The organism is Brevundimonas sp. FV2ps16, from assembly GCF_058681075.1.
The window spans coordinates 603,980-625,403 of the sequence record NZ_CM178728.1 but is presented as its reverse complement, the minus strand read 5'-3'; the positions used below and the strand labels follow the sequence as shown (position 1 = coordinate 625,403).

At 61.9% G+C, this 21,424-nt stretch carries 16 protein-coding genes; 8 read left to right on the top strand and 8 right to left on the bottom strand.

Going from position 1 to position 21,424, the window contains the following annotated elements; genetic code table 11:
• The first annotated feature begins 132 nt into the window (after positions 1–132).
• A complete protein-coding gene (mblB, locus tag ACW170_RS02930; RefSeq protein ID WP_492088213.1) occupies positions 133–1,251 on the top strand; it encodes an anti-phage 6A-MBL system MBL-fold protein in 1,119 nt (372 codons plus the stop codon).
• Positions 1,248–3,455: an anti-phage 6A-MBL system cap2_3 protein gene (cap2-3, locus tag ACW170_RS02925; protein ID WP_492088212.1), complete on the top strand. Its 2,208-nt coding sequence runs from the start codon at positions 1,248–1,250 to the stop codon at positions 3,453–3,455. The genes mblB and cap2-3 overlap by 4 nt, the downstream gene beginning before the upstream one ends.
• Here the strand turns inward: cap2-3 and ACW170_RS02920 are convergent.
• On the bottom strand, positions 3,445–4,803 hold the full coding sequence (locus ACW170_RS02920) for a ComEC/Rec2 family competence protein (RefSeq protein ID WP_156796461.1): 1,359 nt from the start codon (positions 4,801–4,803) through the stop codon (positions 3,445–3,447). The genes cap2-3 and ACW170_RS02920 overlap by 11 nt on opposite strands.
• A gap of 96 nt (positions 4,804–4,899) precedes the next feature.
• On the bottom strand, positions 4,900–8,400 hold the full coding sequence (locus ACW170_RS02915) for a S8 family serine peptidase (RefSeq protein ID WP_492088211.1): 3,501 nt from the start codon (positions 8,398–8,400) through the stop codon (positions 4,900–4,902).
• Positions 8,401–8,583: 183 nt separating this feature from the next.
• Here ACW170_RS02915 and ACW170_RS02910 point away from each other — a divergent pair, with 183 nt between their 5' ends.
• The 6 genes from ACW170_RS02910 (at position 8,584) to ACW170_RS02885 (ending at position 16,376) form a co-directional block, all read left to right on the top strand.
• A complete protein-coding gene (locus ACW170_RS02910) occupies positions 8,584–8,853 on the top strand; it encodes a hypothetical protein (RefSeq protein ID WP_492088210.1) in 270 nt (89 codons plus the stop codon).
• 1,030 nt (positions 8,854–9,883) lie between these two features.
• The gene (locus ACW170_RS02905) at positions 9,884–10,687 is read left to right on the top strand and encodes a TnsA endonuclease N-terminal domain-containing protein (RefSeq protein WP_008263392.1); all 804 of its coding nucleotides are present in this window, start codon (positions 9,884–9,886) and stop codon (positions 10,685–10,687) included.
• Complete coding sequence (locus ACW170_RS02900) at positions 10,684–12,852, top strand: integrase catalytic domain-containing protein (RefSeq protein WP_444759791.1); 2,169 nt, start codon at positions 10,684–10,686, stop codon at positions 12,850–12,852. Before ACW170_RS02905 ends, ACW170_RS02900 begins: the two co-directional genes overlap by 4 nt.
• The gene (locus tag ACW170_RS02895) at positions 12,849–13,766 is read left to right on the top strand and encodes a TniB family NTP-binding protein (RefSeq protein ID WP_444759790.1); all 918 of its coding nucleotides are present in this window, start codon (positions 12,849–12,851) and stop codon (positions 13,764–13,766) included. Before ACW170_RS02900 ends, ACW170_RS02895 begins: the two co-directional genes overlap by 4 nt.
• Positions 13,759–15,666, top strand: a complete 1,908-nt coding sequence (locus ACW170_RS02890) for a hypothetical protein (RefSeq protein ID WP_444759789.1) — start codon at positions 13,759–13,761, stop codon at positions 15,664–15,666. The genes ACW170_RS02895 and ACW170_RS02890 overlap by 8 nt, the downstream gene beginning before the upstream one ends.
• 47 nt (positions 15,667–15,713) lie before the next feature.
• A complete protein-coding gene (locus tag ACW170_RS02885; protein WP_444759788.1) occupies positions 15,714–16,376 on the top strand; it encodes a nucleotidyltransferase family protein in 663 nt (220 codons plus the stop codon).
• A 16-nt stretch (positions 16,377–16,392) separates the two neighbouring features.
• On the opposite strand, the gene ACW170_RS02880 is transcribed toward ACW170_RS02885, so the two are convergent.
• From ACW170_RS02880 to hxsB, 6 genes are all read right to left on the bottom strand, one after another.
• Entirely contained in the window at positions 16,393–16,869 is a 477-nt protein-coding gene (locus tag ACW170_RS02880; protein WP_492088209.1) for a hypothetical protein, read from the bottom strand.
• A 171-nt stretch (positions 16,870–17,040) separates the two neighbouring features.
• Entirely contained in the window at positions 17,041–17,340 is a 300-nt protein-coding gene (locus ACW170_RS02875; RefSeq protein ID WP_492088208.1) for a hypothetical protein, read from the bottom strand.
• 6 nt (positions 17,341–17,346) lie between these two features.
• Positions 17,347–17,583, bottom strand: a complete 237-nt coding sequence (locus tag ACW170_RS02870) for a DUF2188 domain-containing protein (protein ID WP_492088207.1) — start codon at positions 17,581–17,583, stop codon at positions 17,347–17,349.
• 239 nt (positions 17,584–17,822) lie between these two features.
• The gene (gene hxsA / locus ACW170_RS02865) at positions 17,823–18,683 is read right to left on the bottom strand and encodes a His-Xaa-Ser repeat protein HxsA (protein WP_492089128.1); all 861 of its coding nucleotides are present in this window, start codon (positions 18,681–18,683) and stop codon (positions 17,823–17,825) included.
• An 85-nt stretch (positions 18,684–18,768) separates the two neighbouring features.
• Complete coding sequence (hxsC, locus tag ACW170_RS02860; RefSeq protein WP_492088206.1) at positions 18,769–19,725, bottom strand: His-Xaa-Ser system radical SAM maturase HxsC; 957 nt, start codon at positions 19,723–19,725, stop codon at positions 18,769–18,771.
• A 200-nt stretch (positions 19,726–19,925) separates the two neighbouring features.
• A complete protein-coding gene (gene hxsB / locus ACW170_RS02855; RefSeq protein ID WP_492088205.1) occupies positions 19,926–21,371 on the bottom strand; it encodes a His-Xaa-Ser system radical SAM maturase HxsB in 1,446 nt (481 codons plus the stop codon).
• Positions 21,372–21,424: the final 53 nt, after the last annotated feature.

Below are 21,424 nucleotides of genomic sequence, written 5' to 3'. Positions count from 1 at the left end.
TTGTGTTGACGCCGCTATGAGTCTCGGGAATTAGTGACGCGCTCGGTCTCCCCGCGAGCCCAAGTTCGGATGCGAGCCCTTGGCGAGTGCCGATCCATCTCATCGGCCCGAATGCGCACGGAGGATTTGGCCATGCACACAGTGACGTTCTATCCGATCGGCAACGCCGACAGCTGCCTGATCGAACTTGAGAACAACCGGAACATCGTCTTCGACTTCGCCGATGTGGCCGCCAAGAATGACGAGAACGAAAAGCGGATCGATCTGGAGAAGGCGCTGCGAGACGCCCTGGACACCGCCGGCCGTGACGACGTCGACACCCTCGCCCTCAGCCACCTGGACCGCGACCACATCAATCGCGTCAGTGAAGTGTTCGAGTTCGACCATGCGGACAAGTATCAGGGCGGCGACCGCATCAAGGTCACGACGCTCTGGGCTCCGGCGGCGGCCCTGCTGGAGAAGAACCCGTCCGAAGAAGGCCGGATCATCCGACAGGAGCTCCGTCACCGTCTGAAGAATGACTACGGCGTCCAGATTTTCTCGCGCCCCAGGGCGCTCGACGAATGGATGCGCGGCGAAGGCATCGATCCCGACACCCGCAGGCACCGCATCACCGACGCCGGTCAGCTGGCTCCGGGCTTCTCGCTGGCGGACGACGGCGTCGAATTTTTTGTGCACTCGCCATTTGCCGAACGCTGCGATGACGGCGGACTGATCGAACGCAACGAGGCTGGCTTGTTCATGCAGGCGACCTTCGACGTCGGGGGCCGGACGACGCGACTGATCCTGGCGGCCGACTGCGGATACGAGGTGATCGAAGGCATCATCCGGCAGACGCGCCGGCGCAAAAACCACGACCGGCTGCTCTGGGACATCAACAACATCCCCCACCACTGCAGCTACAAGTCGCTGGCCGCCGAAAAGGGAACGACGAAGACCGACCCGGCCGAACCGACCCGCTGGCTCTACGAAACCCAGGGTCAGCCGGGAGGGGCTCTCGTCTCGACCAGCTGCCCGATTCCCACCGACGACACCGATCAGCCGCCCCACCGGCAGGCCGCCGCCTACTACCGCGACGTCGCCAAACTGAAGTCCGGCCCCTTCCTGGTTTCCATGGAGGAACCGTCCACGGCTAAGCCCGAGCCGCTAGTGTTCAAGATCGACGGCCTGGGCGTCACCCGCAAGCGGGCCATCCTGACCAGCACCGGCGCAGCGGTCGGCGACGCCGCTCCGCGGGCGGGGATTCGGTGACGGCCGAAAACGCGCGACTGGTTGGGCGGCGGGCGCAGGCTTTCGTCGATTACATTCTGGCTCTCGATAGCCCGTTCGTCTCCTTGGTTAGCGCGACAACGGAGCACGGGACGGACGTGGTGGTCGTGGCGGTCGCCGTCGAAGTGCCGCAGCATCCCGTCGTCCCGCTGCACTCGACGGAGCCGATCGAAATCCGGTTCGCGGCCGACGACGGTCGCGAACCCAGGATCCGGACTGCGCGGGCGGATTTCCCTCTCGGCCTCGTGCACACGAGTATTCCGGACGCAGACGGCAAGCTGAGCCTTTGCGTCTGGGAAGTTCCCTGGAGTGAGTTGAAGCGAAGGCTGACACCGGAAAATCTTCTCCTTCGCGTCCAGGACTGGCTTACGCGGACGGCCCGAGGCGAACTGCACCATCCGGATCAGGACCTCGAGCCCTTGTTGCCGGCGTCGTCCGACACCTTGATCTTGCCGTCTGACGGACTTCGGCCCGGTGTGACCCCCCATATACAGGGCGCCGCAGAGATCGCCGGGCGCATGTACGTCGAACTGGGCCATGATCCGTCGCGCTCGGTCCGGTCCAAGTTTGGCGTGGTCTATGTGACCCTGCCCCTGATAGTGCATGGGGCGTTGCATGAAATGCCGCGGACGCTGGAAGCGCTCGGCGCTCTGACCGCGAAATCGGGACAAGATCTGGTCGACACGCTGGGCCAGCAACTGCTCGAGAATTTCGTGACCGAAGACGCGGGTCGCCTACAGCTCCTGCTGATCCTGCTCGTGCCCAAGACGGCGAGTAAGGACACGTCCGCCACCAGCCTTGAGATTCGCGCCTTCACCTCGGTGAAGTCGATCCTCGAGATCGGCGAGGCTCTGGGCGTCTTCCTCGCGGACGGCTCTGTCGCCAGAGTTCGGATTCCCAAGGGTCCTGCCGACTTGGGCGGTATCGACCTGATTGCCTGGCGGATTGTTCACCGCGTCAACCGACGGGCCGCCGCAGCCATGTCGGGCCGGGTTTCCGACGACCGCAAGATCGTCGCGGTCGGCGCCGGCGCGATCGCTTCCAACCTCGCAGGTGTGGCGGTCCGGCAGGCGTTCGGCCGGTGGACGTTCATCGATAGCGACGCGGTGCTGCCACACAACACCGTCCGTCATGGCCAAGGCGATTGGGCGGTCGGGGCCGCCAAGGCCCAAGCCCTTGAGGTGCAACTGAACGGCATACTGAGCGAGCCCTCGGTGGACGGCGTGATCATCGCCGATGTTCTGTCGCCGGGTGCGCAGGCGACGGCGCTCGACGAAGCCTTGCGAACAGCGGACCTGATCGTTGACCTGAGCGCCTCGCCCGCGGTGCTCGGCTGGCTGGCCGACCAAGCGTCTGGCGCCCGCCGGGCCAGCCTGTTCTTCAATCCGACCGGGTCTGATCTTGTCCTCCTCATGGAGGATGAAGCCCGGCTTCGGCGCATCGACCAACTGGAAGCCGTCTATTTCGCCGCGGCCGCCACCCGCGAGGACATGACCGGGCATTTTGCTGAAGGCCGCGAAGGCCTGGTTCGCTATGGCAACGCCTGTCAGGATCTGTCGCGCCCTCTGCCGCCCTGGCAAGTTGCGGTCTTGTCGGCGATCGGTGCCGAACAGCTTCAGCGCGCCGCCTCGCGCCCCGAGGCGACCACCTTGGTCTGGCGGCTGCTGGACGACGGCGGTGTCGCGGCCGTGGACCTCGGCGCGCCGCCGGAGTTTCTGTGGTTAGAGGACGGGTGGCGGATCGCGCTCAGCGGCGCGTGCGTGGACCAGTTCCGCGCGTTGCGGGCGGCCGCCCTTCCTTCCGAGACCGGCGGCGTGATGTTGGGCGCCGTCGACTACAGTCGTCGCTCGATTCAGGTGGCGATGATCCTGCCGGCCCCGCCGGACAGCCGGCAGTCTCCCACCTATTTCGAACGCGGCTCCTCGGGTTTGAAGGCCGCGGTTTCCAAAATCCAGACCCGCACGGCCCATCAGTTGGACTATCTCGGCGAATGGCACTCCCACCCCGACGGCGCCGCCGTGCGTCCGAGCGACGACGATGAAATCGTGTTCTCATTTCTGCAGGACCGCCTGGGCCGGGCGGGTCGCCCGCACCTGATGGCGATCGTCGGCCAGGACGACCTGTTCGTGCGGTGCGGCACGGGAGACGGCGGCAGGATCGAGGCGGTGTTCTCGATTACGGATTGATCCGGAACTCGTAGAAAAGTTCGGTGCGGACGAGTGCGGCTTCAAAAGCGACCGCCTCGTTCCCGATGCCTACGAAATCCTGATCGGTGCGCACCACGCGTCCCTTAGTGTGCTCGGCCAGCGCACTCATCAAGCCCGGCAGAGGCATTCGGCCCCAGCCGACCTTCTTCGCAAGGGCTTCATCGACGGGAATGGCTGCGATCAAGTCCGGGGACGCCATGGTCTCCAGTCCCTTGGCCTTGAGTGTCGCATTGTGGCTGCCATGATGGCCGACCTTGTAGAAGCCGGTCCGCCTCAACAGGTCCGCGCCGCGCACCACCTCGCCATCTGGCAAGGTCCATTCAAGTCCCGGCCACGTCATCCAGCTGCCGACCTGGGCGTCGGCGGCGAACAGCAAGACCTTGCCGCTGGCGATGAACTCCACGGCAAGCACTAGGCTGGTATTGTTGGTGGCGTTGTCCAGCTTCAACGCGAGATCCGCAGCTGAGCCCAGCCAGTCGGAATCGATCCGGCGCCAGTCCTGATCCGTCAGGGGGTCGTCGGCGGCGGGCCCCCAGTAACGTTCCCAGAAAAAGCGCTCCGCGTCGGTCGGCGCATCGGAAGGTGCCGCTGGGGCTTGCTCGAAGTCCATGCCCAGCCGTTGCGAGACGTCAAACGGCTGGCCTGGATCATGTTCCAGACCACGTCCGGCCAGTTGCGTCTCCACGACGCCGACAAACGCTTCGCTTTCAAAGGAAGGGGGGCCGAGGTGATAAACCTCGGTCTCCGAAATCAGCTGATGGATTGCTTTGGGGTCCAGAGGCGGCCCGAGAGCGAAGATTCGAAACCCCGGCGCGATCGACGATGGCGGATCCGAGGGTCGGCAATAGCGGGGCGTTTCGGGAGCCAGGCCGCGAACGAACTCGAGCGCATCACGGGTCGTGCGGTTCGCTCCGAAGAAATCGAGTATCGACCCAAGGCCCTTGGCGAGCGCAGTCGCCGATCGGGCCTCGGCGAGTGCCAACGCCGCGGTCACGCCCCGTAACGCCAGCGCCTTCTCGGCCTCCAGCTTTCTCGCGTCCGGATCGTTTGGGTCTTCGGTCCATCCCAGCCAGACCTTGCCCACCGCGAGCTTGCCCGGGATCCGTCCTTCCGAAGGCTTGGCGAACAGATCGTGGGCCTGGTTGAAACCGGAGATGTGGTCCCAGTGCTCATGGCTCGCGACCAGCAGATCCACGAAGCCACCGCTCGCCTCGATGATGTCCTCGACAACCGCACGGATTTTGGCCTTGGCGTTCGAAGCGGTCTGATAGATGCCGCAGTCGATCATAATCCGGAACGGAGACCCCGAGCCGTCATCGAGCGTCACCAGAAGACAGTCGCCTAGCCCTTGGCGGTAAAGACGAACGGTCGCGTTTGGAGACGCCGGGGCTATCACGCGAGAGGGAGCTGGTCTGGCCATCGTTCAATGCCCCCTGTGCAGCATCGCGAACGGTTCGCCGAGGTCGTCGCCGAAATACAGTCCCCGCAGACTGCCGCCCTGGTTGATCGAAAACTCACGCGCTCGGGCGATGCGGGCCGGCGCGTCGATCCGTTTTGATATGCAGTAGCGGACGCGCTCCCGTCCCTTTCGGGTGTCGATCAGGAGTGTGCAGCCGCCTCTCTGCCAGTAGCCGGGTCCTGATATGTCATCGGCCCCCAGGCACTCACACCGGCGCTGGGTGAGGATGACCACCAGATCTGTCAGGAAACTTCCGTCCGGCGCCACGCGACGGGCCGGCCGGATGGAATGAACCTCGAACCTTGATTTGGCGGTCTCCGGATCTGGTCTCCGGCATTGGCAGCGACCGGACGCACCGTCCTGTCCGCCGGGCGACAGGTTCAGTCGTAACCCAAGCTGGGCAGCCAGGGCCGGCGTCAGTCGCTCTTCAAGCCAGTCGTGGAACTTGCCGCCGTTGACGGCGCGGCTGGCCGCCGCGCGCGCCCTGTCCGCGTCCAGATCCCAGCTCAGATCCAGATCGGCCAGGATTTCGGACAGCCCCTCCAGCGGGATCGTCGGCTCCTGCCACCGGAGCGACTCGGTGGAAACTGTCCGCAAATCATCGGGGTAGATGCCGCGACTGCGGAACGCCTCAAGAAAGGCCACCCGGTATCCGAACCGGTCGTCCGGCACCAGGTCCGCGTCAGAGGTAATTAGCGCCCGGAGATAGTCGCCGAACGTGAGATCCACGGGCGGGCAGTAGTCCAGAGCGCGGATGCACATCCGCAGCACGTGGGCGGCGCTCTTGCGCGCCTCGTCCGCCAGTCTTCGAAGAAGGTCGGGATGCATCGAGCCGGGACGGAGCGTGCCCCCGGCGTCGACGGCGATCCGGTGGAGATCCGCTGACCGGCTGCGATAAATGGTCAGGAAAGCGGCGAAAACGGCCGCCAGAAGGATCGCGCCCCTGTCGTGCGGCTCGTCCAGGTTCCGGTAGTCGACCTCGCCGGCTGGCTGACCGATCGCGGAGCGCAAGGCGGCGGAGCGGCCGATCCCTTCGCCGAACTGCCGGGCCAGTTCGGCCAGCATGCCGCCCTTGCCCAGATCACCCGCGGTTCGCTTGAGCTCCTGCTCGAGGAGCCCGGGCAGGCTGAAATGCTGGAAGATCGCAACGATGTCGGCAAAGGCCTCGTGGAAGGCCGGCATGTCGGGATTGGTGGCTTCCTGATACCGGCGATGAAGACCGTCCAAGAGGGCGTGGGTCACTTCGTGCGCGATGATGTCGTGTGACAGACACGTAAACACTGTGGAGCCCGGGACGGTGCTGCCGCTCGTGGACGGGGCGGCCGGGAAGTAGCCGAACATGAGGGCCTTCTTCCGAGGGCTGTAGTAGGCGTTCGCCTCTCTCAACCCGTGGGGGTAGATCCTGAGCCGCCTGACGAAGAAGTCGTCATAGACGGCCTTCTGTCCCTTCCGGGCCCACATCCGTCGCTCCGGGGCCCACAGAGCGACCCGGCCGAGCGCCTGCTCGAAATTACGGATCGTGGTCATGGCCACCGCATAGACCATCTGCTGGTGAAACTGGGGGTTGCTCTCGGATGGCGGCAGGCCGTTGGTGGCCAGCAGGTAGGGGTCGTCGAGGTCTACGGGGGCATAGGCGCAGCCGCTGGCTGGATCGATATCGACGACTTCAAGATACTCGCCGACAGGCCCCGGCTGGAGTGGCGCGTGGCCCCTGACCGCACCCTCCCACGGGACCGAGACGACGACCTCGCTGAGATGCGCAGTCTCATGAACGCCGGCGAAGCTCGGATCGGAGGCGAAGATGCGAAGCCGGCGTTCGGCCGGCGGGGATCGCACGATGCGGCGTTCGACCTGGCCGGGCTGGGGCGGCGCGCCGGTGTTCTTCGGCGGCTCGGCGGGCGGGCCGCGCATCGTCCGGGGATCGAGATAGCTGCGCAGGGTCCGGGATATTCGTCGTTCATCCAGCATCGCTTCGACGTAGCGGCGACGATCGACATCGCTCATGACGTCATGCGGGGCATCGGGGTCGGCCAGAACATCTTGGACGCTGCGGCCGGTCTGGCTCAGCTGGGTCATCTCGAGGGCAAGCATAGCCGCCCGCGGCGTTTCGCCGGTGATGCCGAGGCCGGTCAGGACGCGGAAGGCCGCGAACAGGGCGCTGTCCCGCGCGGGCTTGCGCAGCGCCTCGGCGGCCATCGGCTCGACGCCCAAGGCGGTCATCGCCTGCAGCATGCCGCGGCCAAGCTTCTCTTGCGCCTCGCCCGCAGTCATGACTTCCGACGGAATGGCGCCGCTGGCGAACAGGGCCTGTCGGACCGCTTCTCCGCGCATCCACGGCTCGGGGTAGGCATTCAGCTTCTCGCGATGCGCCAGGATCCACAGGGCCGCAGCCGCGGCGATCTGCGGCGTCGCCGAGGACGTGCCCGAGCCGTGAAGACCGACGGCGCCGCCGCATCCAAACTTCGTCCAGGGTACGTTGGGCGTGAAGGCGGCGAGCGCCGTGTTCATCTTGGAGAGCGGCCCGTGGTTGCCCTGCATGATGTCCGGTTGGCGGTTGTCGTAGGGTCGATGGTCCGCCATGAGACCACAGGCGGCGATGACCCTCTGAAACCGGGCCGGATGGACGATATGGCGGGTGGGCAGATGGCCGTAGTTGTTGCCTGCGGCCGCCACCATGACCATCCCGCGCTCATAGGCCCGGTTCACGGCATCGGCCCAGGCGAAGGACGCGACACCGCCCATGCTCAACGAAAGCACTTCAGCATCCATGTCGGTAGCGTAGGCGATCCCCTTGGCGATGGCGCTCGTCCAGAAAACGGCGACGGCGTTGGCGACGCGAATGGGGATGACCGACGCCATTGGGGCGCCGCCCAGGGGACCGTCGCCCAAGGGCTCCGCAGCCTCCACAGGGAGCCGATACGAACCGGCCAAGAGGCCAAGGGTCGCATGTCCGTGACCGCGGTTGGTCAGTTGACTCAGGACCGCCCTGTCCCGGGCGTCGTCCAGCCGCCCCTCGCCCGTGAAGTTGCGTTGCCGGGCGAAGTCCATGTTTGTCGGCATGACGTGGTGGTCGGGATCGAAGCCGGTGTCCAGGTGGGCGATAACGACACGACCGCCCCGATCCGCGACTGCGGCACGAGCGTCGGCCAACTGGCTGTAGGCGGTCCCCAAATGCCAGTCGGCGGTCGCGCCTCGGGGCAGGCGTCGGTCCTGAGGGTTTTTGAAACAGGGATCCGCGACAGCCTGAAACAGATCGGTTCGAGCCGGGCTTGTCGGAAAGGCGGACTGCTCCAGGTCAGGCTCAACCAGGCTTACGCCGGCAGCGGAGAACGCGGCATCGCCACGCCCCAGCATATGCGCCGCATCCCACGGGTTCTCCTCCAGGGGCTGGTCGATCTCAGTCGCGTACCATGCCTGGACCGGCGCGACGCCCTGCTGCCCTGTCCGCGATGGAATCTCGAACATCTTTTCGAGCTCGAGGCGGGAGCCATTCAGGGAAAGGCCCGTAGGGGGTGCCTCAGCCGAAGCTCTGATCAGAAACCGGCGACCGCGTCGATCTTGCGAGGAAGCCATGGGGCTGACTTTCAGAACGGTCCCACATCACGTCGAATGGGTATCCCATCGATAACCTTCGCCGCGGCGACGGACATGTCAACTGCGACGCGAGGCGCGCAGGGTGCACGATCAAGCATCGGACAGTTCCGCCAGCGGCGGTTCCAAGTCGAGCATCAGATAGATTTCCCTGAACGTCTCCATCGAGACCTGCGCGACCTCCATGGCGACCGTCTGGATCCCGGTCAGGGCGTCGGCGCCAAACTGGGCCTGTATGAGCCGCTGCGGATCCCCATGGGTGGGATCATCACGCCTCAGGTGCAGGAGGAACCGGCCATTACCGACATGCACCTGACCCAGGCTTGAGTAAGCAGATGGCGCGTGTCTTGAACCGCCGAGGCGTTCTCCACGATGAGCTTTAAGGTGTCCGCCCACGCTGAGAGGGGACCTTATCGCGAGCTCTTCAAGCCGGCGGACGCGTCGATCGAAACGAAGCGGAAGCCCCTCGGGAACCGCCGCATAGGCGTCGACCGTTCCGCCTTAAGGGCGAGGTCCCCGAGCAAAAATTCGAGATGGCGTACAGGTTTACGACCCAACCAATGCGTTTCGTGCAGCAGTGAAGGCCCAGTTCGGCGCACCGTCCATCACCAATGTCGTCTCACTTCTCAGCACCACGGTGCCGAAAAGCGCAGGTAACGAACTGAAAACGACCTATCGGGACGTCGGGAACGGACTTTGATGTAGTCGGTTGACCTCATGCCGAGCGCCGGAACCCAGAAGCGGTGGCTGCCGACGTCCACAAAACGAGTCATGTTCGGCGCTTGCTGGCCGCTGATCGGCCCTGCCGGAAAGCGGACGTCGCCAACCGCCGCGTTGAGTCAAGAACTGACCGAAATGATCCGAGTAACGGCGCGAATCCGAGCCGGGACCGGCGGCTGGGGTCATGTTCAATATTCAATACTGTCTCTTCAAGACTAATTGGAAGTAGAATATAAACGATTGTTTATAAAGTCTACGCCTGTATGGGCGGACGGCCTCTCGGCAAAATTTTAATATTTGTATTTATCGCGCGAGTCTTGCGAAACTTCCTACCGGCTACCGCGAATCCTTTTCGCGTTGAGTTGCCAGAATGAGCCAGCCTCTGCCGGCCTAGTGAGGGAGTTTTCCGATGAAGCCGCCGTAAAAACCTGAACAGTCTCTGAGGCTTGCTTCAGAAACAACTCGAGCCCTGAGCGATGCCCAAGGCTCGTGCTGGGGAAGTCTAGTCCCAATCGTTGTGGCGACGATGGGCAAATGATCTCCCCAGGCGAGCTGGATGTCAACGGCCCTTTCACAGTGAAAGGGGACGGCCTCGCTCGGCCGGAACCCAACGCACTCAATAATCAAAGGAGATCAGATGGACAGCCTCCATCATGGCTTCCGCACGCCTGCCATCCGAAGCGCTGTGGCGCTCGACGATGCCATTCGTGCTGTAGCTGTCGAAACGGAAAACGGACTATCGTGGGAATCTCTTTCGGCGACGGCGACGATCGTCGTGACGCCGAATGGAGCTCCAATCAGGACGATAGTGACGGGGCGTCGGCCTATCGTCACAGGAACCTATGCCAGCCGAAAAGCGGGACGGCCGCTGCCGTATGAAAGCATGCTCGAGCGTGCCTTCTTTATGCATAGTGAAGTCGATCCCGACGTCGTCGATTACCGGGCTCAGCCCTTTCGCCTTGAGTTCATCATCGCCGGCGTCAAGAGGACCTACATCGTCGATTGCCTCCGTCTTTTGGCGGACAACTCGATTGAAATCGTCGAGATCAAACGAGACAGACGAGCGCTCCGCGATCCGCATTATGCCGTGAAGCTTGAGGCCGTGCGGATCATCTGTGAGCGCGTTGGCTGGCGCTTCCGCATCGTCTTTGCGTCTGAGCTTCTGGACCCAGAATACGTCTACGAGAACATCCTAGAGGTGCAATCCTGCCGCCTCACCGAGTTTGACCGATCCGACGTGTTCATCGTTACCGAGGCGCTTCTGCGTCGGTCTCCCCTGACCATGGGCGAGCTAGGCGACGTCCTGGGCGACCGACTCTTAGGCATCGCGAAGCTGAAGGCGATGGCCGTCAAACGCATCGTCCGGATCGACCTCACACGACCCCTCTTCACCGAAACCTCTGTCGAGCTGGTCAGCGACCGGCTGGAGAATGTGCAATGACCGACATTCAACTCCAAAGCGGCGAACTCTGGGAGATCGACGGCGAGCGCCACTTTTTCGATCAGGCGATGGGAAGCGGCTTCCTCTTGTTCCGCTCTGAACGGACCGGCGCGCCGTACCAGATCCCGCTCGATACGGGCGAATATGTTTCGCCTTCAATGGACTGGCTGATCGGCCAGTTCGCCCGTGGGCTGGTGAAGCGGCTGAACCTTACTCCCAACGCTTCGAAAGCCCGTAAGGAGGCTGGGCTTAGGGAAGACGACTACAATGCGATAGTCACGCGAGATCCGCGCGCGCTAGTTCGGCAAATTACCCTCTCCTCGCTGGACCGACTGGACTTCTCAAAGAGCGATCGGGGCATACGGGAGGCTTTAGCAAAGATCTGGGCAGACAAGCCCCGGCAGCTTGAAAGCCATAAGACGCCGTCACCAGCCACGGTACGTCGTTGGCTTCAAGATCGTGGCGACACCGGTAATCGCGCGCTCAAGGTCATGGTCAGCCTGAGCGGCCGCGTTTCCCGCGAGAAGCAACTGGCGCCATCAGTCCGGCGACGGATGCACGAAGAAGCCGTGGGGTACTGGTCCGACCACAGCAGAAATGTCGCCCAGAGTTACGACGCGTTGGTGGCGTATCTGGAAGGCCTGAATCGCTACCTTAAATCTCGCAAATGGCGAGTGGTCTCAGTGCCCAGCAAAGAGGCTTTCCGTCAGCATGTGCGTTCCTTGGAGTGCTACGATACCGTGGCCACCAAGTGGGGATTGGCGGAAGCCAGAAAGCGATTCAAAGCCATCGGGAAAGGGCTGGTTGCGCATCGGCCGCTGTTGCTTGGCGCCATGGATCACACCTTGTTGGACGTCCATCTGGTGATGGAGCTCGATGAGGTTCGGTACCTGGGGCGGCCGTGGCTGACGATTCTTATCGATGTTCATTCCAGGTGCATCGTAGGCTGGGTTCTGAGCTTTGAGCCCCCGTCACTTTACTCGGTGACCGAATGCATCAAGCGAGCCAATCGGCCGAAGCTTCAGATGCTCGAGCAGTATCCCAATTGCCGCGAGCTCGCCGGCATCTACGGGAAGTTTGATGAGATCGTAGTCGATAACGGCCTAGAGTTTGTCGGCATTTCCTTCGAGTCTGGAATGACCGATGTGGGGACGAGCGTCAGATGGGCTCCATCCGCATCACCAACGTACAAAGCTGTGGTGGAGCGGTCTTTCCGCACCCTGAATGAGCTGCTGAACAAGCGGTTGCCCGGAGGTTCATTTCCGGTCGAGCAGATGAGAGCGTGGGGCCTCACGCCGCAGAAAGATGCTGTTCTCACCCTCGAGCAGCTCGAAGACCTCCTCGAGGGCGCCATCGGCTTGTACCATCAGGACCTACACACCTTCCTCGGCGAGCCTCCGATCAAGGCGTGGAGCAGGGGCGTTCGCTTACAGGGGGGCGTGCCTGTGATCGGGGATGATTCCCAGCTCGATAAAATGGTGGGAGCGGAGGTGGAGCGCCGCCTCTCGACATCCGGGATCTTGCTGTTTGGCCTGAGCTATCACGATGCAGCCGTGACGGGCCAGCTTCTTGAGGATCTCGCTGGACTCGAGGCAATGCGACCTCGACGGAAGGGATCAGCCACCGCCACGGTTAAGGTCAAATTCAATCCGGCCAATATCGGCTCTATTCATGTCTGGAACGCCAAGCGGGGTGTGTTTCAAACTCTTCCCTGCACCAAGCCTGAAGAGGCTGAGGGGATTACCGCATGGCAACGCAAACGGGTTTTAGATTGGGAGCGTAAGGAACAAGACAAGACTGCCGAAGAGCGCCGATTACTGCGCCAGGATTGGAGCGAGAGGATCCGGACGGTGTTCTCCGCTCAGGCAAAAAAGCGCATCAATCGAAATCAAGCACGTCTTCTGACCTCTCCGAAGATCCAAGCACTTGGCGGCGACCATTTGCAGCTCAGATATGCTGAGGCTCGGCACGACGGCATGGCGCCCGTCATCCCCCAAGTCGCCCTCGCCTCTGAGCGAACCGATGACCACCAAAGGTCTTCGCGCCCGCAACGAGGGGGCGTCCGGAAACCACGTCCAAAATCGCCGTCACCTACCAGCGCGGCAAGCACGCCGCCTTTAGAGGAATGGACCATCGACGACGGTGATTGGGGGGTGTCTCAATGAACGCCGACGCACTTGCACGGAACCTTGTCGTGGCCGAAATGCAGGCCAGGTTCGAGGCGATCTTTGTGCCTTACCCACCGCACCTCGAGCTGCACAGCCGCTGCGACCATCTTCGGCAGTTGGGTTTGCGAACCAAGGGGCGGCCGCAGAAGGGCTTCCGCGTCCTGGCGCCGACCGGGTCAGGGAAGACGACAGCCCTTGACGCCTATATCGCCAGTGTCGAGGCCGCCAGGCCCCGCACAGAGGATTTCATTCCGATCCTGAAAATCAGCATCGCGAACGACTCGACCCCTCGGAGGTTGATGACGTCCGTTCTTGACGCCTTCGGCGATATGCATGCCCACCACGGCAATGAAGCGCTTCTCAGGCGTCGAGCTATCGCGTGTTTCCAGCGGTTCAAGACCGAGTTGCTGATCTGCGACGAAGTTCAGCATCTGAACTATCGCCAAGGACCAAAGACAGACGTAACCGATACGCTCAAGGGCCTATTGGACATGGGCGTCGTCCCGATCATCTTCCTGGGGACCGAGGACGCGAAGAATATGTTTGGCCGTAACCTTCAGCTGAATGGGCGGCTCCTGCCGCCGTGCGATCTTCCGCCCCTTGACGTCAGGCGGCCGGCTGATCGAGCACTTTTCGCTCGTTTTGTGACGGAACTTGAGGGCGTCGTTTTCGACCAAAATCTCCTGCCTCAGCGGTCGAACCTCAACGCGCTGGGGATGATGCCGGCCCTTTTTGAGGTTTCGAATGGCGTCATCGGCCGTGTGTCCCGGTTGATCAACGTGGCGTTGGGGGCGGCCATTATGCGAGGCGGGCAATGCCTTGAAGTACAGGACTTGTCTTGGGCCATCGATCATTGGGCTGTTGAGCAGGGATTTGTGAAGCGCAACCCCTTGGAGGGCCGGCATGGCTGATGGGACGATCTCGTTCCAGGAGCCGCAGCAACTGGGTGCGGGGAAGAGATTACTCTTCCCCGTTTCTCCAGCTCCTGGCGAAACAATCCTTGGCTACGTCGCTCGTGTCGTTGACGCCAACCATCTCGGATCGGTTCGCAGCTTTCTGGCGCTGATCGACCTAAAGCTGAACATCAAAGGCGACTTTCTCAGCAGGCTGGCCGCGGCTCTTCCCGAGCTGGCCGAGCTGATGGGCGTGGATCTAGCGTCGCTTGACCAGCTCTGGGGAAGCCGGGCGCTATCACAGGATGGAAAGCGACGTCTGGGAGGCGTGTATCTGCGTCCTCACATGATCTGCCAGTACGGTCGTCGATTGCCCGCATCCGGCATGTCTATCGAGTCTGATCAGGCGACGTGGATGGTGACGCACCTGAACTTTTGCCCCGTCACCTGGAGGGCTCTAACCGACCGTTGCGGCGTATGCCGCCGAAAGCTTATCTGGCCTTTGGCGAGGAGCCTCAACCACTGTGAAGGGTGTGGAGCTCCAGCTTCGGGCCGCGACCACAAAGCTGTACCCCAGCAGGATAGACCGCTGCTGAGATGGGTGCTGGAGTTATTTTCTGAGAATGAAGAGGTCGTCGCGGCGGCGATCAATCAGGTCCCGCCATTCTTTCGGGTGCAGTCAGCCACCGACGTGTACGAGCTCACGGTCGCGATCGGTCGGGCAGCGTACCGCACGCGAACGACCGGTCAACGACCAATGCCGAGTTGGTCGCCACGAGACCTCGCTGATGGCGCGCGGCTGGTTCTCGAATACCCTAGATCGATCTGGGATCTGTATCGGGATCAGAGAAAGCAGGAGCAGCCGCCCCTCATTCTTTATCTGCCGTATGCCGCCCGAGAGAGTTCGAACGCTTGTGTGAGTTCGAATTTGGAAAGGCTTGTAAAGGAGTATCGGCGCAACTCCGGAGGGGGCAGAGGGCCCCTTGCGTGTCATTCGAGTTCGATGACACTGTCCCAGGCGGGACATGTTCTTTCGACTACCGCAAGTCATGTCCGAGAATTGGCTGCCGCAGGTCATCTCTCCGTGAGGCCAGTGGTGCTTGGTGACACGGACATCCGCGTGGAACGCGCCAGCGTCCAGGAGCTCTCCGGCCGAGCAAAAGCGAGCGTCTCTCGTCGGGATTTAAAGGCCGCCGTATCCATTCCTGAAACGGCTATCGAACAACTCCTCTCGATGGGGTGGCTAAACCCGGAGCAAGACCTTTCCGTACTCATGCTACGAGGCGCCAGCGCCTTGTCTGGAGCTTCAGCCCAGAGCCTGATCGATGATCTGCATGCCTTCGATTGGGGTGATCCCCGCGCAGGATTTGTCCCGTTGTCCGAGGCGTTCCGTGGTGTTGGCGGGCGAGAGAAGCCGTGGGCGCCCGTCCTGATCGCCGCCATACGACAGAAGCTGCCTGGAGGGTTGCGGGTGGTGAAAATCGTAGGTCGATCACACTTGGCGATACACGAAGCGGCAGCCCGGGCCATGATTATGGGAGGCCCGAGTGCACCATCGCCTTACCGCTTCGATGTAGAGAGCTACGGCGCATTCTATCGGAGCTGGATGACGCCAGGCGAGGTGGAGGCGTATCTGAACTGCACGGCTCAGGATGTGGCCTGGCTCCGGGAAAGAAGCATTCTGGCAAGGATCGAACACGAAACACCACGCTACAATCGTAAGGAGGTAGAGGCGACCGGCCTTCGGCTTATGACCTCGCGGGAGGCGGCGTCGAGACTTGGCTTGCTGCCGAAAGATATCTGGCAGTTGCTGGGCGCTTGGCCCGAAGTGAAGTCCCTCGGTCAAGGTTTCCATTACCGCCATGAGCTCGAAGCCGCGGTGCGTGACGAGGCGGCTAAGCTTACATGGTGGGCTTGATGGGGCGGATGTTCCAATGCTGATTGGTCTTCACGCAGGACTTGGCGATGTTTGAGGATGATCGAGGGCGGCTGCTGCAGATTGCGGAATGGATTGACCGTTTGAACGAAGGCTTCGCCGTGCGCAGCGAACTGGCCGACCAAGTGATCTGGTGGCGCTTAGGCCGGATCGAGCAGTGCTGCGAACGGCTTTCGGCTGCCTACAGAGCGCGGCACCCGGAGATTGCTGCATTAGGGCTGCCGACAATGGATCAGGTTCTCAATGACCAGCCGCCGCCTGTCTCAGTTGCGACTGCGCTGGCGAGGCGGGTGATAGACACGTTTGCGCCGCTTCTGAACGCCTTGCCCCCTCCGCCGCCGTTGAGGGCGCCGCATCCGAAGCCCGGCTCCCGCCACGACGACATCGCGACCGAGCTCAGGAAGATGGAACCGCGTCTGCGTGAGGAGGGGATCACCGCGTTGTATATGTTCGGATCGGCGGCGCGGCGAGAGGATGGTCCCGAGTCCGACATCGACTTGACCTTCCAAGTCGCGCCAGTGGGGGGCGGCACATTCAGCCGGTGGGATCAGTTGAGGATTGCCGATGAGCTGGCCGCGGCGATGGGATTGAAGGTCGATCTTGTGGAATGGTCGGCCCTACAGGAGGAGATCAAAGAACGGGTAACTCAGGATCTGATCCGCATTTTCGGCGAACTTAGCTCTGAAACCTAGTGGATGCGCGCACGTCTCACGGATCAACTACACCTTTCGAAATGTCGCCCATCTCCTTGGCATTGAAGGCATAGACGATGGGGTCGATATTGAACACCAAGATCAATACTATAACGGAATTGGTAATCCAGAACACATGCCACCAGCGGCCAACCTTCGTTTCGTTGCGAGCTTCTCGCCAATCTAAAACTGCGATGTGAGGGGCGGTTAGGCTGTAAAAAATAAGCCCAAAGATCAACATGATTGCCACCAGAGCAGCTGCCCAGTGACCTAACGTGAGGTGCAGGAACCAGACGATTGCGATAACCGCCCACATCTGGACGATCCGGAAGACCACATCTGTCAGTTCCTTGATTAGCTTATAATCGGCGCGACGACGCTTCCATGCTGGAGACCTTAGATCACTACCGTCCGGTTCAGGCTTCGATGCTACTGTTGAATGCCACCGGCGGCTCCAGTCGCCGCGACCTCTTCTCAACATGGTTTCACTCACCCAGTCCGCGAGCGCTCAACTGGCGATCAGCCGGACGTAACGCACGATGCGGTGAAGGCCAACGTGATTTTGCCCAGAATGCGCGCGCTTGGATGCGGGGGCGCGTCTAAGGCGGCATTTCATGAAGTCGGTGGCTGCCTCTGGCGCCGAGCCAGCCTACGCCGTCACCGCTCATCGAGCAGCAAGCAGGGCGTTCAATCGATCAGGCATCGCCGTACCGCCAAACTGGGATTCCTTGGCCGACAGATTGAGCACGACCAGCGCGTCGCGGCGCATGTCGAGGTCGGAACCGGTGACAAGCGCGTTCCAAAGAGAGTCGGCGGAGGCGTTCGCCTCAAGGACGTAGAATGATGTCGTTTCGTCGAACGGCGGGCCGGCAGAAAAGCGACGCACCGCGGCGTCGACCGACTGCCATCTCCGCGCGTAATCAGGACCCTGATCAAGACGGAAACTGATCGCGAAGACTGCCATCGCCCGCTAGCCCTTCGACCCCTTGGGATCTTTCGATCGCGGGTAGGTACGCTCTTCTTGGATCGTATTATCCACTTTCCGGATCCTGACGGAGCCGCCTGACGGGCCCACCGCGTCCCGCAGTCCCTTCAATGCGTCGTCCTTATTCTCGAACACGCGCTTTGCGCGGTCTGAGCCTTCCTTCTCAAGCCGCCACTTCTCGGTCTCTGTGTCGCGGTGAAGGGTATATTTGTCGATCGGCACTTTTAGCTCCTGTGCAAGCAGTCTTAGTTTGTTCCTCTCAGATGGGCTGCAATGGTGCGGCTTCAAGGGTGTTCGTCGAACAAGGGTCAATGTAGGGTTGCCGGTCGAAACCAGCCTAACCTAGCCCCCCGCTGGGTCGTTTTGCTTTGATTGTGCGCCTACTTGGTGACCGTTTTCCGGCACCCGGAGAAGGTCCGGTCTTGCCGCTTCGAGACGCCTTCATAGACGTGGCATCTGTTTCAGCGAGAGGGCCAACGAACTCTGACCGTCACGGTCTGCCCGACGAAGTTTGCAAATGCTCCGTCCACCCGCATCCTGTACAGCGCAGCTGCCCTTACGGCAGCTTGCCCATACCGCCGGCCTGGGGGTGTTTCTGAAATCGCAATGCAGTCGGTCAGCGTGCCGTCGTCGGCCACCTGACACTGAACTATCGCGCCGCCCTCAATCGATCTGAACACGCCCTGCGGGCGGAGCCGTTCCAGATCGGAGGCGTTGGGCTGGTCGATCCACACCGCTTCAGGTGGCGCGACGACCGGAGGCGCTTCTACAGCGCCAACGTCAGGCAAAGTCGTCACAGCCCCGAGTGACGGCGTCTCCACGGTCACGCCGAGGGCATCCAGTGTCGGAAGGTCCAAATAGCCGGTTTGCGACAGACCTTGGCTAGATTGGAAGCGACGGAGTGCGTTGCGCGTGTTCTCGCCCATCAGGCCATCCACGCCGCCTGGGTCATATCCCCGTACAGTGAGAGCGGTCTGTACCCTGCTTACGATCTGACGGATCTCAGCCTGACTGAAGGCTCGCCCGCCGATCTGCTCAGAGGGTGTCGAATAGGCTGACGAAACGAATGGCCGGGTCGTTGTGCTGGGCGGAGTGTAGATTGGTGCCGGGGCGCTTGGACGAGGAGTGGGCCTGCGCGGAGCAGGCGGCGGCGTATAGCTCGGCGTCCGGTAACCTCCGCTGCTTGATCGGTGAGAACTGTGAGACCGGTGAGAACTATGGCTTCGGTGGCTGCGATGACCAGCAAGTTCGAGCAGTCGTTTTGTTTGAGCGGGGTCACGCCAATAGGTGACTTCGCGTTTTGCGACCGCAGGCTCAAGCATTGGTTTGGCGTCCAACGCGGGCATTGCTAGTGCGGGATCTTGGGTCGCGAAGGGGCTGGCTACGCCGAGCAGGAGGCTAAGTTGATCAAGCCACTTCATGCAAAGGCTCCTGGAGTTTGACGGGGCTGACGGCGCGACTACGCCATGTCGGGCCAGCGGATGCGAAGAAGCCGCTGCAACTGGAGATCAGGTCACAGCCGGTGCATTCCGGCGCGAAGGTGTTCTTCCAGTCCGATATGGACTGGCGAGCGAATGGGCGTAGGCGATCCGGCAGGATGCAGAGCGGTAGGTTGTAGATCGACACTGCCAAGCCGCGGTTGGCTAGGTGAAAGACCGCGTCACTGAGCGGCTGGAGGTAATCGATGGGGTCGATCCACAACCGGTCTCTGTTCTGTTTTGTGAACCCCATCGGTTCCAGGCCCATGAGCGCGATATGCTCGACGAAGGGGAGGCGCCGGTAGATGAAAGAGGCGAGCTCCGGCAATCTGTCGATCGTCATGCGGTGCAGCACCACGCGAAGCTCAACGCGGCCGTCGAGACGACCGATTTCGTGCAGACCTTGAAGGGTTTCGACGAAGGCATTCTCGGCATCGACGACCTCGTCGTGCGCGGCGGCCACGTCTCCATAAAGCGGTACTGCCCAGATCACATCGTCGGGCGCTATGGCGACGAGAGCTTCGGCGAGCGCGGGGTCCGAGAACAGTCGCCCGTTCGTTAGGATGTGCAGCGTGGTGTCTGGCAACTCGACGCGGCAGGACTCAATCAGTCGCCTCAAATCGTGACCTAGGAGGGTGGGTTCCCCACCGCTCATGCCAAGTTGGACCTCGCCCTTGTCGATGAGGGGGATCAGGCGAAGTAGCTCGTCCACCCGCCAACTATCGTCGTCGTCGCGCGGCGGCTGGGAGCACATAAGGCATCGGCTGTTGCACCGCTCCGTGACGAAGAGGGTGTTGGCCTCAGATCCCCTGCGGAAGAGAACCGAAATCTGGCTCGATCCCTCTCGAAGGCGAATGACGTCGCCCGGCTGAACCACTTCGGGCATGCGGAGGCTGCTTACAGACAATCGCCCTGGTTCTTGGAGTAGATGCCCTACGCTGCCAGCGTAGCGGTCATCCTCAGCGTTCCAAAGCAGGACATCCTGCGGCGGCAGTCCTGATGTCACAGCTTCCTCAGGCGTCAGGACCTTGAAGATGCCGACATCTCTGACGCCTTGAACCTGGCCATGGGTGTGAAGGGGTAGGCTCATCGGTCGATATGACCCGGTGCGACGATCTCATCGCGAGACTTCGAGAGCGCCCACGCCAGGAAAGTGGTCATCGTAGAAGCGTCTGCGTCCGCCAGTTTGTTGAACAGCAGCGAGAACATGAAAGTGTGTCGGATGCAGTGGTCGCTAGTCTCTCGATTACCAATCGGATCGCCCTGAGCGGCGGCGTGATAGACGGGATCAGCTCCACAGTAGGGGACGAAGGCGCAGGTCTCGCAACCCGGCAAAACCTCTGCGACGGAGCCCGACGCGAGCCAGCGCATGGCCGGCGAACTCATGAGAGTCTCGAAGGTGTCGGTGACCCGACCAAGAGCAAAGCGATCGTCGCCGGTCTCGGCAGCCATGCGCGCTTCGTCTGCCGGATAGACCTGGCCGTCGTAGTTATAGACGAGGACGCCGAGGCCGGCGCCTGCGGGCGAGCGCAGGTCGAGGTATCCCGAATGGAAGGGCGTCAGCATGTGGCGCAGCAGGATCGAAGCGTAAGTTTCTTCGAACTGCTCCCCCGCCGCGTTCAGCGCCAGGATGTATTCGAGCGCCTCGACATAGAACGCGAGGAAGTCACTCGTATCATAGCCGACCTTCTTTCGCGTTTTCAGGGCGAAACCGTAGGGGCTGATCGGGCGAAGGAAGATCGAGGGGAAGCCGAGGTCCCGGTAGTGATCGATCAGCTTGCGCGGATCGGTCATTGAACGACGTGTGAGGGTCGGCAGGGCGCTGATGCCGTCGTCCCCAAGGATGGCCCGAGCTCGTCCGAGCGCGGCGATTGTGCGTTCCCAACTGTCTCGCGTCGGATTGGGGCGATGGGCATCGTGCCATTCCGCCGGCCCATCGATTGATGTGGATAGGCGGATGGAGTGGTCTCGGCAGAAGATCAAATCGTCTTCTGTCAGATGGTGCAGGGTCGATACCATTGCGAAAGTCAGGCGACGTCCGGCGTCCATGTTCCTGGCTTCAGCCCGTTCCACTATTCGGCGAACTAGGTCGAACCTCAGCGCCGGCTCGCCACCCTGGAACTCAATAGTGAGGTCGTTGGATGGGGATTGGAAGACCAGATCCACTGCGGCGTCCGCATCAGCCTGTCTCATGTCGAAGCCGGTCGCGCCGACAGCAGCGCGGGAGACTTGGCAGTAGTGGCAGCTATGATCGCAACGCAGCGTCACAACAAAGATGTGAAGTGAGGGCCCTTCTAGCGCAAAGGCTTTTCGTGTCGCGTACGCTGCATGTTCAAGGTCAGACCAATGCTCTTTCGGAGACGAATCCAGCAGAGCCCGTGCTTCAAGGTCGGCGTGCTTAGGATGGCTGGCGAAAATTCGGTCAGCCAGCAGATCGGAGTGATCTGCAGCGCATAGGATCGCGTAGTCGCCAAAATCATTGGAAACCAGAACGCGGCGCCCATCCGCATCCAAAGTAGTCGATCGTCTCATAAGCCCCCTCAAGCTCTGGTTGTCTAATGCGCGCGCTGTTTCCGCTTTGCAAT

Bases quoted from the DNA above. Each gene is read 5' to 3' on its own strand.
- mblB (WP_492088213.1), top strand. From the start codon at position 133: ATGCACACAGTGACGTTCTATCCGATCGGCAACGCCGACAGCTGCCTG.
- ACW170_RS02915 (WP_492088211.1), bottom strand. From the start codon at position 8,400: ATGTTCGAGATTCCATCGCGGACAGGGCAGCAGGGCGTCGCGCCGGTC.
- ACW170_RS02910 (WP_492088210.1), top strand. From the start codon at position 8,584: ATGTCAACTGCGACGCGAGGCGCGCAGGGTGCACGATCAAGCATCGGA.
- ACW170_RS02905 (WP_008263392.1), top strand. From the start codon at position 9,884: ATGGACAGCCTCCATCATGGCTTCCGCACGCCTGCCATCCGAAGCGCT.
- ACW170_RS02900 (WP_444759791.1), top strand. From the start codon at position 10,684: ATGACCGACATTCAACTCCAAAGCGGCGAACTCTGGGAGATCGACGGC.
- ACW170_RS02895 (WP_444759790.1), top strand. From the start codon at position 12,849: ATGAACGCCGACGCACTTGCACGGAACCTTGTCGTGGCCGAAATGCAG.
- ACW170_RS02890 (WP_444759789.1), top strand. From the start codon at position 13,759: ATGGCTGATGGGACGATCTCGTTCCAGGAGCCGCAGCAACTGGGTGCG.
- ACW170_RS02885 (WP_444759788.1), top strand. From the start codon at position 15,714: ATGTTTGAGGATGATCGAGGGCGGCTGCTGCAGATTGCGGAATGGATT.
- ACW170_RS02875 (WP_492088208.1), bottom strand. From the start codon at position 17,340: ATGGCAGTCTTCGCGATCAGTTTCCGTCTTGATCAGGGTCCTGATTAC.
- hxsA (WP_492089128.1), bottom strand. From the start codon at position 18,683: ATGCTTGAGCCTGCGGTCGCAAAACGCGAAGTCACCTATTGGCGTGAC.
- hxsC (WP_492088206.1), bottom strand. From the start codon at position 19,725: ATGCCCGAAGTGGTTCAGCCGGGCGACGTCATTCGCCTTCGAGAGGGA.
- hxsB (WP_492088205.1), bottom strand. From the start codon at position 21,371: ATGAGACGATCGACTACTTTGGATGCGGATGGGCGCCGCGTTCTGGTT.